Source organism: Mesorhizobium sp. GW821-FHT04C10, assembly GCF_059420305.1.
This window is the reverse complement of the sequence record NZ_JBWKTL010000001.1, coordinates 6718559-6733518: the sequence shown is the minus strand read 5'-3', so window position 1 is coordinate 6733518 and position 14960 is coordinate 6718559. Positions and strand designations below refer to the sequence as shown.

The following is a 14960-nucleotide window of genomic DNA, read 5'->3' as shown; positions in this document are numbered from 1 at the left end:
TGAAAGCCCTCCGAGGAAAGGCCTCACATAAACGTTCGCGCCGCGTCCGGAAAGCCCTGTCAGACTGGGCGGGAAGGGTTGCGCACCGCGATCGGACGCAGCGACACCTGCCTCAGGCCAAGCACGCCAAGCACGAATAACAGCCAAACCGGATCGCCGCGATGGAAAAAGAAGCTTTCCAGGAAGGCGTTCAGCGCGGTGAACAGCACCACCATCATGAAGAAGTCGCCGAGATAGATGTTTTCCTTGCGCAGCGGAATGCGCATGTAGTCGCGAAGCGGCGCGATGAGAAAAGTGTAGACCGCCACGCAAAGCGCCGGAACGCCCATCAGCACGGCGATGTCGAGATAGCCGTCATGGCCGTGCACGATGGTTCTGATGTCCCAGGGACGATCGAAGGGCTGATCCTGGTTGAGCAGCAGCGGCGTGCCCCAGAAGCTCTCATAGCCGTAGCCGGTCCAGGGCTTCTTCGCCAGCATCGAGCCGGCGAACTCCCACAGCGTCGTGCGGCCCGTATAGGTCATGTCGGGGAAATAGATCGCCGCCAGATGTTTCACCGGCGGCAGGAAAACAATGCCCAGCGTGCCGACCGCCGTCGCGATGATCGCCAGCGCAAACAGGATCGGCGTGCCGAGCCGCATCCCCATCAGGCTCGGCAGCACCACGATCAGGATCGAGAACGGCACCAGCCCGGCGGTGGTCTTGGAGCCGGTGTGCAGCATGAAGATCATCGCCGCGCAGAAGATCCCCGCGCCCCACCAGCGCTGCCCGCGCCGGTAGAGGTAAAGGCCGGCGAAACTGAAGCAGGCCATGATCGGGCCGGCGATGTTCTTGTGAGTGAAAACGCCGCGCCACAGGCCGGCATGTTCCGGTTCCTGGGAGTCGGCCGTGTGCAACGCTTCGTGCGGAAAGACGATCAGGCCGAGATAGGAAAGGCCCATGACCACGACGGCGGTGAAGATGATGACTTTCGAGAAGGACTCGGCATCACGCGGCAGCGCCAGGATCGTTGCCATGGTCAGGATGCCGATCATTGTGAAGGAAGCCGCGCGCATGGCCGAGGGCGGGTCGGTCGCCAGCACCACCGACAGGAAGAAGAAACCCAGCATCAGCACCCAGGAGGGGCTGAGCAGCGAGCGCACGATGCGGGGATCGGCGAAGGCCATCAACGAGAAGATCGAAATGGCGCCGAGCGAACCAAAGCCGAGCTGGTTGACGATGTCGCCGCCCTCGCCGGTGAGTTCGGCGCCGGCCGGCTGGAACGGGCGGAAGGACACCATGATGACGGTGAACAGGAGTGCGGCGATCGCGGTCGCCACGCCGTCGCGCGTGAACGCGGCGCTGAGCGGGGCGCGCTCAGTTTTTCTCGGGCTGGCGATACTGCTCATTGGCATATCCAAATTCGGCCAGCACGCGGCCGAGCGCCACATGCATGGGGTAGATGGCGATCGCCGGCGATCCGGTCCGCGCCAGCCGGATCAGGCCGCGAAACGGCGAAGCGGCAAGCAGCGCCAGGCTCTTCGCGAATACCTTGGCGCCGGCCAGCGGCGTGCCGGCGCGCTTCTTCTTCTCGACCAATGTCGAGATCACGCCGTTGCGCAGGCTGCGGGCCCGGATCCAGTCGACTTCGATACGCCGCGCCGGAACGGTTTCGTGCACTTTGGCCTCGGCGCACCAGCCGAGCACGAAGCCCCTTTGCGCCGATCGGCTGAGGAAGTCGGAATCGCCGCCGCCCATGAAGTTGAATCTGAGATCGAGGAAGGGCGGCCCCATGGCGATCAGCACGTTGCGACCGACCAGGAGATTGCCCGACGAATAGAGCGCCGGCACGCGTCCGGTCTCCCGGTAGGGTGGCGCGAAGACAGGATGTTCGGCCCATTTCGCATGGGCGGGGTCGGCGAAGACAGGCACCTGCGGGCCGCCGACAATATCGGCGCCGAGCGTCTCGGCGGCCAGGCACATGCGCTCCAGCCAATGCGGATCGGCGATCTCGTCATCGTCGATGACCAGCAGATGCCTGAAGTTCGGGAAGTGCAGGATCGCCGTCTGCCAGCCGGCATTGTAGGCACTGCAATTGCCGCGCTCATGCGCGATGATGACCATGCCCGGTATCTCGCCGCTCTCGAACAGCGGTAGCACCGCCTTGGCGCCGTCACGCGCCTCGGCTTCGTTCTCCATGACGATGACGGCAAAGCGCCTGCCGGTCCGCTGTGCGCGGAGCGAAGCCAGCGTCTCCAGCACCTGTTCGGGCCGCTTGAAGGTCGGCAAGGTGACCACCGCTTCGACAGCCTCCACGTCAAGCCGGGGAGACCGTCCAGCGATCGATACCGAACCATCCGATGGCAAAGGGATCATCCGTGTCCAGCCACATGGTGAGTTGGGGCTCTGGTAGCAGTACGGTGATAAGGTTTCGTTAATCACCTTGCACGGAGAAGCCCGACGGACAGGGGCTTTCGGGCGTTGATTGTGCTCGCTTAATCAAGGGTTCACCGCGTTTTGCTACCGGCTACACCACAGGATAGGTGAGATGCATCTGCTGTTCGCCACATCGATCGTGCCCGACGGTGCTCTCGCCTCGGGCTACGAGATCGCCAATGCTGCGATCATCGCCGCCTTGCGGCGGGCTGGCGCGCGCGTCACGGTCATCGGCTTCATTTGGCCCGGGAAAGTTGCTTCCGATCCCGAAAATACCGTGGTGCTGGGTGCGGTCGACGTTCGCACGGAAAGTGCCTCGGCACTGACAAAGCTCACCTGGGTCGGCAAGGCGATGCTGTCAGGCCTGACCTTCGCATCCGTCAAGTTGCGCGCGGTGTCCGACCGCGATGTTCAGGCCGCTCTCGAACGGGCCGGTCCATTCGATGGCTATGTGCTGAATTCCGTGCAGTTCGCCGGTGCCTTCGAACGGCTCCTGGAGGACCGGCCTTCGCTCTTCGTCGCCCACAATGTCGAGCATCTCTCGGCGCGGGAGAACGCGGCCGCCGCCGGCGGCCTCTTCCAGCGCCTGCTTTTCCGCCGCGAGGCAAGGCTGCTCGGGATCGTCGAAGAGCGTCTCTGCCGCCGCGCGCGCTTCGTCTTCACGCTGGCCGAGGAAGACCGCGCGGCACTCGGCGTCGCCACCGATAACCGCTCGGCCGTGCTGCCGCTGGTGACCGGCGCCAGGGCGCCCGCCCGGAAAGGTCCGCGCCGGATCGACTGCGACGCCGCCTTGATCGGCACCTGGACCTGGCAGCCGAACCGCATCGGCCTCGACTGGTTCCTGGGCAAGGTGGTGCCGCATCTGCGGCCGGATTTCCGCATCCGCATCGCCGGCCATATGCCTTCCGGTGTGACCTCGGCGCATCCGGGTGTCGAGTTTGTCGGCCGTGTCCCGGATGCAAGGGCGTTCGTAAGCGGCGCGGCCGTCATCCCGCTGATCAGCACCGCCGGTAGCGGCGTGCAACTGAAGACCATCGAAACCTTCGAACTCGGCCTGCCGTCGGTCGCCACCGGCCGCTCGCTGCGCGGCATCGACCATCGTCCCGACAATTGCGTCGTCACCGACGATCCAGCCGCTTTCGCCAGGGCGCTGGAGGCCGCCGCGGCCGACATCCGGGACGTCGACGGCAGCGCGTTCCATCGCCGGCAGGTCAAGGCGCTCGATGCCGCCATCCAACTCGGACTGGAAAAGCTGGGGGCGGTCAGGCGGGAGGTGTTTGCATGAACATGCACACCGCCCGCGCCGCATTCGGCCTCGACAGCCTGAAGACGGTCCTAGGCATTTCGGTGCTTGCCATCCGCTGGGACGATGCGATCGCCCTGCTGAACCGGCTGATTGCCGAGCGGCGCTTCACCAAGGTCAGTTTCCTCAACGCCCACAATGCCAACATCGCCTATACCGACCCCGTCTTCGCCGAGGCGCTCGATGATTTCCTCATCCTGCCGGACGGCATCGGCGTCGATCTCGCCGCCAAGCTTCTCTATGGCTCGTCGTTTCCGGACAATCTCAACGGCACCGATTTCGTGCCGGCCTTCCTGCAGGCCTCGACACGGCCGCTGACCGTCGGGCTGCTCGGCGCGACGCGTGTCAATGCCGAAGCGGCGTCGGTCAAGCTGGCCGCCCTTGCCGTGCAGCACAATTTCGTGGTCGTTCATGACGGCTATTTCTCCGCCGCGCAGGAACCCGAGATCATCGGCCGGATCGCGGCGCTGCGGCCCGACATGCTGCTTGTCGCCATGGGCGTGCCAAGACAGGAACTGTGGATAGCGCGCCATATCGACGAGCGCCATTGCACCATGCCGGTCGCTGTCGGTGCGCTGCTCGATTTCCTCAGCGGTTCGGTGCCGCGCGCGCCGCTGTGGATGCGCCGCCTGCGCCTGGAGTGGCTGTTCCGGCTGGCGGTCGAGCCGGGCCGGCTCTGGCGCCGCTATGTGGTCGGCAATCCGGTGTTCTTGTGGCGGGTCGTCAGGCAGAGATGGTCGCGCGGAGCCGAGACGGCGGGAGAACTCCGTTGAACAAACGGTTCGTTCCAGACGTGCTTGCCGGCCCGGGCCTGCTGCCGAGGACGCCGGCGGCGGCGGTGGTGACGGCAAGCTACGCGCCGGATTTCGAGCGCTGCCGCCTGTTGTGCGAGACCCTCGACCGGCATGTTTCGGGGGCCGCGCACCATTATATCCTGGTCGAGCATCGAGACGTTGCGCTTTTCCGCCAGTTGGAAACAAGCCGGCGCACTGTCGTCGACGAGCGCGACCTGCTGCCGCGCTGGCTGCGCGCTTTGGACGATCCGCTCAGCCTGTTTCGCCGGCGTGTCTGGCTCAGCCTGAAGACGCAGCCGCTGCGCGGCTGGCACGTGCAGCAACTGCGCCGCATCGCCATATCGGCCCATGCCAGCGAAGACATATTGGTCTTCTGCGATTCCGACGTCGCTTTCCTCAAGCCTTTCGACTGCGCCGCCTTCTGGCGCGACGGCAAGGCGCGCCTGTTTCGCCGCGACGGCGTGCTGGCGGACGAAGGTCATGACGAGCATCGCATCTGGTCGCGCAACGCGGGTTCGGCACTTGGCATCGACCCGTCCCGCGTATCAACCCACGATTACATCTCGACCCTGATTGCCTGGCGCCGCGACACCGTGCTTGCCATGTGCGGTCAGATCGAGAAGGTCCATGGCCGCGACTGGGTCGAGGTCGTCGGCTCGGCGCGCAGATTCTCCGAATGCATGATCTATGGCCGCTATGTCGACGATCTGCTGGATGGAGCCGGCCACTTCCACGGTTCGGAAGAATTCTGCCGCGTGCACTGGACGGGCGAAGCGCTGTCGGACGACGAGTTCCGCCGCTTCGTTGCCGGCATGGCGCCGCAGCAGGTGGCAATCGGCATGCAATCCTTCATCGGCACCGATATCGGCCGCATCCGGCGTTTGATTGGGCTGGATAGATAGAGATCAGGCCGGCTGGCTCTAGATTGCTTTCGCGGGTTTGCGCAGCGCCGAATAGGTCAGCAGCATCGATGCGAGATAAAGCAGCAGGAAGACGACATTGAGCGACAGCACCAACTTCGACGTATCGGAGATGGTGGTCAGCACATAGGTGAGCAACAGCGCCTTCAGCGCGGCAAGCAGGCCCAGATTGAGCGCCCGCACCAGCGTCTGGCCGCGCGCGAAGAGAAGCTCGGCCTGGTATTCGACCAGATTGCGCAGCCCCGGAACGCAGATCGCCAGCGCCACCAAGGGTGCTGCCTCGGAGACATTCCTGCCAAGCGCGTTGGGGAAGAAGTGCAGCACGATGCCAAGCGCCAGCAGCGCCAGCGTCGAAACGAGGAAGACGCCCCCCTCGATGCCGCTCTTGACCGTCAGCCGCGACAACAGGTCCGGCGCGCGCATCATGCGCTGCACCAGCATCATGGAGAAGGTGCGGATCGGGATCGCGGTCAGGTCGACCAGCCGCATGATGATGGCATAGATACCGGCCAGATGCGGGCCGCCGATCGCCAGCACCAGAAGCTTGTCGAATTCCGATTGCAGATAGAACAGCACCTCGGCGCCGGCGACATAGATGGAATCGGCGAGCCGCCGCAGATAAAGCTCGATGCGCAGCCGCAGCCGCTGGCGCGGATAGAACCAGCCGAAAGCCAGAAGCAGCGAGGCGGCGTTGGCGCCGATATAGAACCACGACCACGCCCAGATGCTGTGTTGCGCCGAGACCATGAACAGCACTGCGCCAAGCGCCCGGAACGCCGTTGCCACGATCGCCAGTATGGCGGCACGGCCGAACTTTCCCAGCCCGTTGTTGACGATCAGCGCCACCTCGACTGGCCGCCACAACAGCGCCTCGGCAAACACGATCGCCGAGAACACCGACAGCGGCACGGTACCGGCGAAGAAGACCAGGTAGACGCCGAACGAGGCCGCGGCCAGCAGCGGCAGCGAAACGATGCCGAGCAGCAGGAAGCCGGCGGTGAAGGTGCCGATCAGATTGGGGCGGATGGTGGCGGTGCGATAGAGCGCGGAGATGAAGCCGAAGGCCAGGATCCGCGACAGCATCACCCCGGCCGCCGAAGCGGTGGCGAACATGCCGAATTCGGAGATGGACAAGGTGTTGGCGAGGGCGATGAAATAGGCCAGTGAAAACACCAGCCGCCCGCCGGCGCCGCTGATCGCCGAGAAATAGTCGCGGACCAGCCCCCGTCGCTCGGCCACGAAAGTGCCGATCCGGGCGAAACTGCGCCTTTGCGGTATGCCGCGAGCTTCGGTCATGTCTGGGAAGCCATAAGCGGGAAAGCTTAACGTGCCGTTCTGAGGCCCGGATGCGTTGAGATTCCAGCCCTTGAGGTTATGAAAAGCTTACCCGCCGGCCGGCCAAAATTAACCTTTTGTTTCCTATGCTTGTTTAGCGTGACTTAACGAATAGCCGACCGCTGCTGCCAAGTGGCTAAAGAGTGAAGCTCCAAGACATGGTCGACAGGGAAAACCGTGAAGACTGGAGGCGCGAGCGTTCATTGCTGGCGCTCGGCCAGGCCATGCGCGGTGAGGACGACGCGTCCCTGGTCTCGATAGGGGATCGGGCGGATCCGGCATGGCGCGAGGATGCCGCCACGCGCCACCGCCTTGCCCGTTCACGGCGTGAGGCGCGGGCGAAGCCAACGCCATCGGCGGCCGCCGTCGAAGCTGAGCCGTTCCAGCCGGACGAGCAGCCGGAAGCGGCCGCACAGGATGACGCCTGGCGCTCGCGGGAGGACGCCGGCAGCGGCGATCTGCCGCCGGCCATGCCGCGCGCACGGCCGGCCGCGGGAGAACCTCCCGGCAGCGTTCGTTCCGACGAAACATCCGGATCCCGCCGGGCGGGTGAAGCGGATGCCTCCTTTGGCGATCGTGGGGACGACCAGCAATGGAAGCCGCTGATCGATCCGATGCACGTGGTGCGCGGCATTGCCAGGTCGAAGCTGCTGATCATCACCACCACTCTGATCGGTGCCGGCCTCGGCATAGCGATCGCGCTGTCGACGCCGAAGAAATACGAATCAATGACCGAATTGGTCGTCGATCCGCGCGACCTGAAACTTTCGGACCGTGATCTCACCCAGATGGCGGTTGTTCCTGACGCGACACTCGTCAACGTTGAGAACCAGATCAGATTGCTGACCTCGGGCACGGTGCTGGGCAAGGTCGTCAACAAGCTCAATCTTGCCGACGACCCGGAGTTCAATGGCCAAGGCACGGGCGGCCTGGGCGTCATGTCACTGATCCGCACGATCCTGTTGCGCCACGACGGACCGGGCGGTGGCGATGAACCGCGTCGCCTGTCGCTAGCCGTAGGCAATCTGGCCGAAAGGCTTTCGGTCGAGCGCGCGGGCAAGACCTCCACGATCGTGATCGGCGTCACCACGCAGAACGCACAGAAATCGGCGCTCATCGCAGAAACGATGACGGATGTCTTTCTGCAGACCTCGGGTGAATTTCAATCCCTCACCGCCGGCCGGGCCAACAACGAATTGACGGCGAAACTCGAGGAGATGCGCAAAAGCGTCGAGACGGCCGAGCGCAAGGTCGAGGATTTCAGGGCCACGCACGACCTAGTCGATGCGCAGGGCCACCTGATCAGCGATGATCAGATGCTCAAGGTCAACGAGCAACTGTCCGTTGCTCGCGCCCGTACGGCGGAACTGAACGCCCGCGCTGCCTCCGCCCGGTCGATCAATGTCAATTCGGTACTCGGCGGTACGTTGCCGGAAGAAATCAATTCCAACACGATGAGCGACCTGCGCGCGCAATATGCCACGCTCAAGCAGGAGGCCGATCGCGCGGCGGTTCGGCTGGGTCCGCGTCATCCCGAACTCCAGGCGCTCAACGCGCAAATTGCCGGGGCGCGAGATCGCATCGCCACCGAACTCAGCCGCATTGCCTCGTCGCTGCAGGTTGACCTGAAGCGCTCGATCCAGGTCCAGCAGGACCTTGCGTCCCAACTGGCGCAGATGAAGGTCCGTAGCGGTGACGTCAACAGCGACCTCGTCTCGATGCGCGAACTGGAGCGCGACGCCGCGGCCAAGCGTTCCGTCTATGAACAATATCTGCTGCGCGCCAAGGAGATTGGCGAGCAGAAGGGTATCAACACCGCCAATATGACCGTCATCTCGCCGCCCTCCGTTCCGCTCGAGCCGAACGGTCCGTCGCGGGTCGTGATAGCACTTGCCGGCCTGCTCCTGGGCTTTGCCTCCGGCGTCGGCCTCGGCGCCATGCGCGGTGCCTATGAAAGCCTGCGCGAGACCGCGACATCGCGGTCGCGCCGCGACCGCAAGCCGCCTCTCGAAGATCAGACATTGCGGACAGCACCACCGCCCGCGCCGCCTATGCCGGCGGCGCCGGTGCCTCCGGCGCCGCCGCCGCCACCTGCATCACCGCCGCCCGTCGCGCAGACCGAAGCCGCTCCCGCGGAACGGCCCGGGCGGATCGGCGCACTGATGGCGAAGCTGCGCGATGCCGTGTCCCGCAAGCCCTCCGCAGAGGCGGATGATGCCAGCGAATTCGCCGCCTTTGGTGAACACGCGGGGCCGGCGGATGCTGCCATGCCTTCCGGCTTTCCGAATCCGGATTCCGCCTTCATGCCTCGGTCGTCGGACTATGCGCGGCCGCCTTTCCCGCCAGGCTTCGATGCCGCCTATTCCCAGCCGATGGGGCCGCCGTCGCGGTCGCCGATAATGCCGCTGCAGCCGCTCTATCCGCCGCCGCCCTATCCCCCCGCACAGCAGGCCGGCTATCCGCAAATGCAGCCGTGGCAGGCGCAGTCGCCGGCTAGCAATCCCTACGCCCAGGCCATGGCGCCCTATGCCGGGCAAATGCCGCATCCATCGCAGCCCGTTCCGCCGCAGCAACCGGCCTATCCGGCCCAGTCGCCGGTGGAGCCATCACAGGTCGAGGAAAGCGCCGAACACGCGCCAATCGAGGAAATCCGCGCCAGCCTGCGCGAATTCCGAGAGGCGGTTCGCGAACTCACCGAGAGCCGCGCCCGCCGCCGCTACTTCTGAGCCACAAAGATACGTGGTCGAGGCCGAACAAAAGCAACCCGGTTTCGCGTAAACGGCATCGGACGGCGTTTTGGCGGGATTGCGTGGTGGGATTTTCGTGACAATGCCGCGCTGCATGTTGCCGGCGCCGCTGCGTTGTGTTCCCGAAAGCGGCGTTGGACGAAACAGTGTTGAGGATGGTTCATGGCCGAAGTGATTGACGGAAAAAGCGTCGCCGAGGATGTGGTGCGGACGGTCAAGACCCTGACTGCCGAACTGGTCGCCAAGGGTAAGGCCAAGCCCGGTCTGGCCGTGGTCATCGTCGGCGAGGATCCGGCGAGCCAGGTCTATGTCGCCTCCAAATCCCGCACCGCCAAGGAATGCGGCTTTCATTCGCTGCAGCACACGCTGCCGGCCGAGACCTCTGAGCAGGCGCTGCTCAAGATCATCGCCGAACTCAACGCCGATCCGGCCATCAACGGCATCCTGGTTCAGCTGCCGCTGCCTGCCCATATCGACGCAGGCAAGATCATCCAGGCTATCGCGCCTCAGAAGGACGTCGACGGGTTCCATTTCATCAATGTCGGCAAGCTCGGCACCGGCGAACTCGACACGGCCTTTGTTCCCTGCACGCCCGCCGGCTCGATGCTTCTGATCGAGCGCGTGCGCGGCAAGGATCTGTCCGGCCTCAACGCCGTCGTCGTCGGCCGTTCCAACATCGTCGGCAAGCCGATGGCCAATCTGCTGCTTGCCGCCAACTGCACCGTCACCATCGCTCACAGCCGCACGAAGGATCTGCCGGCGCTGGCCCGCACGGCCGACATTCTTGTCGCCGCCGTCGGCAGGCCGGAAATGATCAAGGGGGATTGGGTGAAGCCCGGCGCCACCGTCATCGATGTCGGCATCAACCGCATTCCCGCGCCCGAGAAAGGCGAGGGCAAGTCGCGCCTGGTCGGCGACGTCGCCTATGCTGAGGCGGCCAGGGAAGCCGGCGCCATCACCCCGGTGCCCGGCGGTGTCGGGCCGATGACCATTGCCATGCTGATGGCCAATACGTTAGCTTCCGCATACCTTGCGGCCGGATTGAAACGGCCCTCCTTCTGAGCCCGGGTTGACCCTGAAAGCCGCAGCTTTGCCGAACCCCTCTGTTTCCCAGGAACGGCCGGTCACGAGTGATCCCGTTCAAGGTGGCCGGCAGTTCGCCTTTCTGCTGGTCGACAAGTTCTCCATGTTCTCGCTGGCCGCGGCGATAGACACGTTCCGTTCGGCGAACCGTCTGCTCGGCCGCGATTTCTATGGCTGGACCACGGTGTCGGCCGACGGCGATCCGGTGATGGCCTCCAACGGCCTGCCGCTCAAGATCGACTACAGCGTCGCCGACCTGCCGCCGGTCGACATCCTCTTCGTCTCGGTTGGCCTGACGACGGAATTTCCAGGCAAGAGCAAGGTGCTGGCGGCCCTGCGCAGCTGGGGCCGGCGCGGCAACGCGCTCGGCGCGCTGTCGGTTGGTTCCTACCTGCTGGCCGAGGCCGGACAGCTCGACGGCTACCGCTGCACCATCCATTGGGAAAACCGCGCCGGCTTCATGGAGCGCTTCCCCGACATCAACTGCACCGGCAATGTCTTTGAGATCGACCGCAAGCGCTACACCTGCGCCGGCGGCACCACCTCGATCGACCTGATGCTGGAGATCGTGCGTGGCGATTTCGGCTCGAACCTCGCCAATGGCGTCGCCAACCAGTTCCAGCACGAGCGCATCCGCTCGGCCGGGGACCGCCAGCGCGTCGGTCCGGAGCGCGACCTGACCGGCAAGTCGGAGAAGTTGAGGCGCATCGTCGAACTGATGGCCGACCATCTCGACGAACCCTTGTCAGCGGTGCAACTCGCCAAGTCGGCGGGTCTATCGGTGCGCCAGGTGGAGCGCCTTTTCCTGCGCCACCTCAATGTCACGCCTGGCCGCTACTATATGCGATTGCGGCTGGAGCGGGCGCGCGAATTGCTGCGCCAGACCAATATGCCGATCCTCGACGTGGCGATCGCCACCGGCTTCACCTCGCATTCCTATTTTGCCCAGAGCTACCGGCTGCAGTTTGGCCGTCCGCCTTCCGAGGAGCGCCGCACCACCTACTGAGCCGCCTGGAAGGCAGCTCTGACTTCCCCCACTTTTTCGCCGGGTTGAAAACCGCGATGGGCCAAGCAATGCTGCCCGCCGGCGGGAACCGTCGGTCGGCATCGAAGCGCTGATGTCGATGCCGATGATAGCTCGCCCTGATGTTGGAGGGCATCAGGCGAAAGCGGGCAGATACGGGCGTTAGGGGACAATGGGGCTGGTCTTGGCAAACAAGCGCGATCGTCGCCTTCGCGATTGGAAGGAAATCGCCGCGTTCTTCGGACGTGACGAACGCACGGTGCGGCGTTGGGAGCGACAGCGCGGGCTGCCCGTGCACCGCATTTCTGGCGGCGCCAGGAGCCTGGTGTTTGCCTATACGGACGAGCTTGAGGCGTGGCTGCGTGGCGGTGAGCCGGTCGTATCCGACAACGTCGAGCCTCCGGGCGAGGAACCGGTCTTGCCGCCCTCGGCTACGACTGCCCCAGGCGTTTCGGCCCGGTTTTCGAGATGGACCCAAACCTCGCTGCTGGCGCTCGGCGCGGTCGGATTGGTGTTGCTCGCGGTTGCCGGCACCCTCGCCATGCAACGTGCGGATGCGCCTCCGGCACGGACTATCTACCGGCCCGATTCCCGGGTCCAGGATCTCTACCTCGATGCCGTCTATCATCTCGGTACCCGCCAGGCGGACGGCTTCACCCATGCGATCCAGCTGCTGACCGAGGCGACGACGCTCGACCCGAACTATGCCGATGCCTATGTCAAGCTTGCCGAGGCCTACAACACGGTCAGCCAGTTCACGCTGATGCCGCCGAACGAGGCCTATCCACGCGCCGTCGCCGCCGCCGAGCGGGCGATCGCGCTCGATCCCGACAATGCCGGTGCCTATGCCGCCCTTGCCTTCACCACCTTCTACTGGGCGAAGGACTTTCCGAGATCGAGGGAATTGTTCGAGCGCGCGATCCGGCTCGATCCGAACGCGGCCCAGACCCATCACTGGTACGCCTTGACCCTGATGGTGACAGGCGAGACCGCCGCGCCCTTGGCCGAGATAGGCAAGGCGCAGCAGTTGAATCCGGAATCCCGCGCCATCATCGCCAACAAGGCGCTCATCCTGTTTTATGCCGGGCGCGCCGACGATGCCGTGATGATCCTGCAGCAACTGGCCAAGGCCGAGCCGAATCTGCGCTCCGCGCCCGAATATCTGGCCACCATCTATCTCGATCAGGGCCGCTTCACCGATTTCCTGCGCGAATACCGGCGCGCCGCCGAGATCGCCAACAACAGTGCCCGACTGGCCATAGCCGACGCCGCCGAGAAAGGTTTGCGCGAAGCCGGCGGCCAGGGCCTGTTGTCGGCCATGTATGCCGAGCAAATACGCCAGTATGAAAGAAACCTGGAGCCCGCCTACAAGGTGGCGGGCACGGCGGCGATGCTCGGGCGTTATGACGACGCGATCCGCTACCTCGAAGAGGCGATGCGGCGTAAGGAGGACGACATGCTGGGCATCCGCATAGAGCCTTCCTTCAAGGGATTGCGGTCCGATGCCCGATACCGCGCCATCGTCGAGCACGAAGGCTTCAGGCCGGCTCCACCGGTTGGCGCCTGAACGAGGTGGCTGCGTCCGGGCTTGTGTCGCGACGCGCGCTCAAATAGTTTTGGGCCTCGGGCGGGGCGGCTACTCAGGAGATTTTGATGGTGGGACTTGCACGGAGCATCGCTGCGGCGATCCTCCTTTTGTCGATGACGACGTTTGGCTTCGCCGCCAACAAGGTCATCATCATTCTCGATGCTTCCGGGTCGATGTGGGCGCAGATCGACGGCAAGCCCAAGCTCGAGATCGCCAGGGAATCGCTGAGGACCGTGCTCAAATCGGTTCCCGCCGACGACGAAATAGGCTTCATGGCCTATGGCCATCGCGAAAAAGGCAGCTGCGATGATATCCAGCTGATCGTGCCGCCCCAGGCGGGCTCGGCAAGCGCCATCACGGACGCCGCCGACAGTCTGAAATTCCTCGGCAAGACGCCGCTTACGGCGGCCGTCAAGCAGGCGGCCGAAGCGCTGAAATACACCGAGGACAAGGCGACCGTCGTCCTCATCACCGATGGGCTCGAAACTTGCGGCGGCGACCCGTGTGCGCTTGGTAAGGAACTCGAGGCGTCCGGCATCGACTTCACAGCCGACGTCGTCGGCTTCGGCCTGACCGCCGATGAAGGCAAGCAGATCGCCTGCCTCGCCGACAACACGGGCGGCAAGTACATCCAGGCCTCCGACGAGAAGGCGCTGCAGGAAGCGCTGGTCGAAACCGTCGCTGCACCGGCTCCTGCGCCGGCCCCCGAACCAGCACCGGCTCCCGCGCCGGAACCGAAGGCAGCCGAGGTCGACTACAACCTCATCCCGCAAGCGTTCTTGAAAGAGGGCGGCGAGGTGCCGAAGATTGATGTCTACTATGAAATCTTCAAGGATGACGCCAAGGGAAGCGGCGGCGACCATGTCGACTCCGGCTACAACGTCGTCAAGTTCCATCTTGCTGCCGGCAACTACATCGTCGTCGCCTCGAGTGGCGCCGCCAAGGCGGAGCAGAAGGTTTCGCTGACGGCCGACAAGGCAACGGAGCTGGCGCTCAATCTGAACGCCGCGCAGATCTCCATCCACGCCCGGCCTGCCCCTGGGGCCGATGTCGACCGCAATGCGCAGATCAGTATCGCCTATCCCGGCGGCACGTCGGACGCCAACTACGGCGAGGTCAAGTACGTCGTTCCGGCCGGCGAGACCAAGGTCACGGTGAAGCTGGGAGCCGGCGAGGCGAGCGAGACCATGCAACTCGTCGCCGGCCAGGTCGTCGACAAGGACATCATCGTCGGTGTCGGCAAGGCCAAGGCCAACGCCTTCTACACGCAGGGCGGCGAAAAGGCCGAAACCGATGTGGGTTGGAAGGTTTACAAGGCGGCCAAGAAACTCGACGGCACCCGCGATCAGGTGACCTACGCCTACGGCCCCGACAGCCAGTTCGACCTGCCTCCGGGCGACTATGTGATGGGCGTCGATGTGCAGGCGGTGTCCACGGAACAGCCCTTCAGCGTCACGGTCGGGCAGATGACCGATGTCAACGTGACGCTGAACGCGGGCGTCCTGGCCGTCGACGCGCCCGGCGCGGATGGGTTCAAGATCTTTGAGGCCAAGAAGAACATCCAGGGCGAGCGCAAGCAGGTGACCTACGCCTATGGAGAGAAGATGCAGACCACGCTGGCGGCGGGCGACTACGTGCTCGTAACCAATTTCACCACCGACAAGGCCGACAAGGAAACGCCCTTTACGGTCAAGGCCGGCGAGCGCAGTGAGCTCAAGGTCGAATAGCTCCGGCAGGATAAGCAAAAAAGG

At 64.6% G+C, this 14960-nt stretch carries 11 protein-coding genes; 8 read left to right on the top strand and 3 right to left on the bottom strand.

What is annotated here, in order from left to right; translation table 11 throughout:
• Window positions 1-59 precede the first annotated feature (59 nt).
• The gene (locus AC07UC_RS32185; RefSeq protein ID WP_494908693.1) at window positions 60-1388 is read right to left on the bottom strand and encodes an O-antigen ligase family protein; all 1329 of its coding nucleotides are present in this window, start codon (window positions 1386-1388) and stop codon (window positions 60-62) included.
• Entirely contained in the window at window positions 1357-2355 is a 999-nt protein-coding gene (locus AC07UC_RS32180) for a glycosyltransferase family 2 protein (RefSeq protein ID WP_494908692.1), read from the bottom strand. Before AC07UC_RS32180 ends, AC07UC_RS32185 begins: the two co-directional genes overlap by 32 nt.
• A gap of 172 nt (window positions 2356-2527) precedes the next feature.
• Here AC07UC_RS32180 and AC07UC_RS32175 point away from each other — a divergent pair, with 172 nt between their 5' ends.
• From AC07UC_RS32175 to AC07UC_RS32165, 3 genes are read left to right on the top strand one after another with little or no spacing between them, the layout of a single operon-like run.
• Complete coding sequence (locus tag AC07UC_RS32175; RefSeq protein ID WP_494908691.1) at window positions 2528-3700, top strand: glycosyltransferase family 4 protein; 1173 nt, start codon at window positions 2528-2530, stop codon at window positions 3698-3700.
• Window positions 3697-4491: a WecB/TagA/CpsF family glycosyltransferase gene (locus AC07UC_RS32170; protein WP_494908690.1), complete on the top strand. Its 795-nt coding sequence runs from the start codon at window positions 3697-3699 to the stop codon at window positions 4489-4491. Before AC07UC_RS32175 ends, AC07UC_RS32170 begins: the two co-directional genes overlap by 4 nt.
• Window positions 4488-5414, top strand: a complete 927-nt coding sequence (locus tag AC07UC_RS32165; RefSeq protein ID WP_494908689.1) for a DUF6492 family protein — start codon at window positions 4488-4490, stop codon at window positions 5412-5414. The genes AC07UC_RS32170 and AC07UC_RS32165 overlap by 4 nt, the downstream gene beginning before the upstream one ends.
• Before the next feature lie 18 nt (window positions 5415-5432).
• Here the strand turns inward: AC07UC_RS32165 and AC07UC_RS32160 are convergent, their stop codons facing one another.
• Complete coding sequence (locus tag AC07UC_RS32160) at window positions 5433-6728, bottom strand: lipopolysaccharide biosynthesis protein (RefSeq protein ID WP_494908688.1); 1296 nt, start codon at window positions 6726-6728, stop codon at window positions 5433-5435.
• Between the two features lie 197 nt (window positions 6729-6925).
• On the opposite strand from AC07UC_RS32160, the gene AC07UC_RS32155 reads away from it, so the two are divergent.
• The 5 genes from AC07UC_RS32155 to AC07UC_RS32135 all read left to right on the top strand — a co-directional run bounded on the left by AC07UC_RS32155 (window position 6926) and on the right by AC07UC_RS32135 (window position 14936).
• Window positions 6926-9493, top strand: coding sequence for a GumC family protein (locus AC07UC_RS32155; protein WP_494908687.1), 2568 nt, complete (start codon window positions 6926-6928; stop codon window positions 9491-9493).
• 183 nt (window positions 9494-9676) lie between these two features.
• A complete protein-coding gene (folD, locus tag AC07UC_RS32150) occupies window positions 9677-10576 on the top strand; it encodes a bifunctional methylenetetrahydrofolate dehydrogenase/methenyltetrahydrofolate cyclohydrolase FolD (protein WP_140774826.1) in 900 nt (299 codons plus the stop codon).
• Window positions 10577-10604: 28 nt separating this feature from the next.
• Window positions 10605-11603 (top strand): GlxA family transcriptional regulator, encoded by a 999-nt coding sequence (locus AC07UC_RS32145; protein WP_140775208.1) that lies wholly within the window; start codon window positions 10605-10607, stop codon window positions 11601-11603.
• Between the two features lie 202 nt (window positions 11604-11805).
• Entirely contained in the window at window positions 11806-13188 is a 1383-nt protein-coding gene (locus AC07UC_RS32140; protein WP_181180056.1) for a tetratricopeptide repeat protein, read from the top strand.
• 86 nt (window positions 13189-13274) lie between these two features.
• The gene (locus AC07UC_RS32135) at window positions 13275-14936 is read left to right on the top strand and encodes a vWA domain-containing protein (protein WP_140774828.1); all 1662 of its coding nucleotides are present in this window, start codon (window positions 13275-13277) and stop codon (window positions 14934-14936) included.
• Window positions 14937-14960: the final 24 nt, after the last annotated feature.

What these genes read in the sequence shown, in the direction of transcription:
- AC07UC_RS32185 (WP_494908693.1), bottom strand. Translation starts at nt 1,388, where the DNA reads ATGAGCAGTATCGCCAGCCCGAGAAAAACTGAGCGCGCCCCGCTCAGC.
- AC07UC_RS32180 (WP_494908692.1), bottom strand. Translation starts at nt 2,355, where the DNA reads ATGATCCCTTTGCCATCGGATGGTTCGGTATCGATCGCTGGACGGTCT.
- AC07UC_RS32175 (WP_494908691.1), top strand. Translation starts at nt 2,528, where the DNA reads ATGCATCTGCTGTTCGCCACATCGATCGTGCCCGACGGTGCTCTCGCC.
- AC07UC_RS32170 (WP_494908690.1), top strand. Translation starts at nt 3,697, where the DNA reads ATGAACATGCACACCGCCCGCGCCGCATTCGGCCTCGACAGCCTGAAG.
- AC07UC_RS32160 (WP_494908688.1), bottom strand. Translation starts at nt 6,728, where the DNA reads ATGACCGAAGCTCGCGGCATACCGCAAAGGCGCAGTTTCGCCCGGATC.
- AC07UC_RS32155 (WP_494908687.1), top strand. Translation starts at nt 6,926, where the DNA reads ATGGTCGACAGGGAAAACCGTGAAGACTGGAGGCGCGAGCGTTCATTG.
- folD (WP_140774826.1), top strand. Translation starts at nt 9,677, where the DNA reads ATGGCCGAAGTGATTGACGGAAAAAGCGTCGCCGAGGATGTGGTGCGG.
- AC07UC_RS32135 (WP_140774828.1), top strand. Translation starts at nt 13,275, where the DNA reads ATGGTGGGACTTGCACGGAGCATCGCTGCGGCGATCCTCCTTTTGTCG.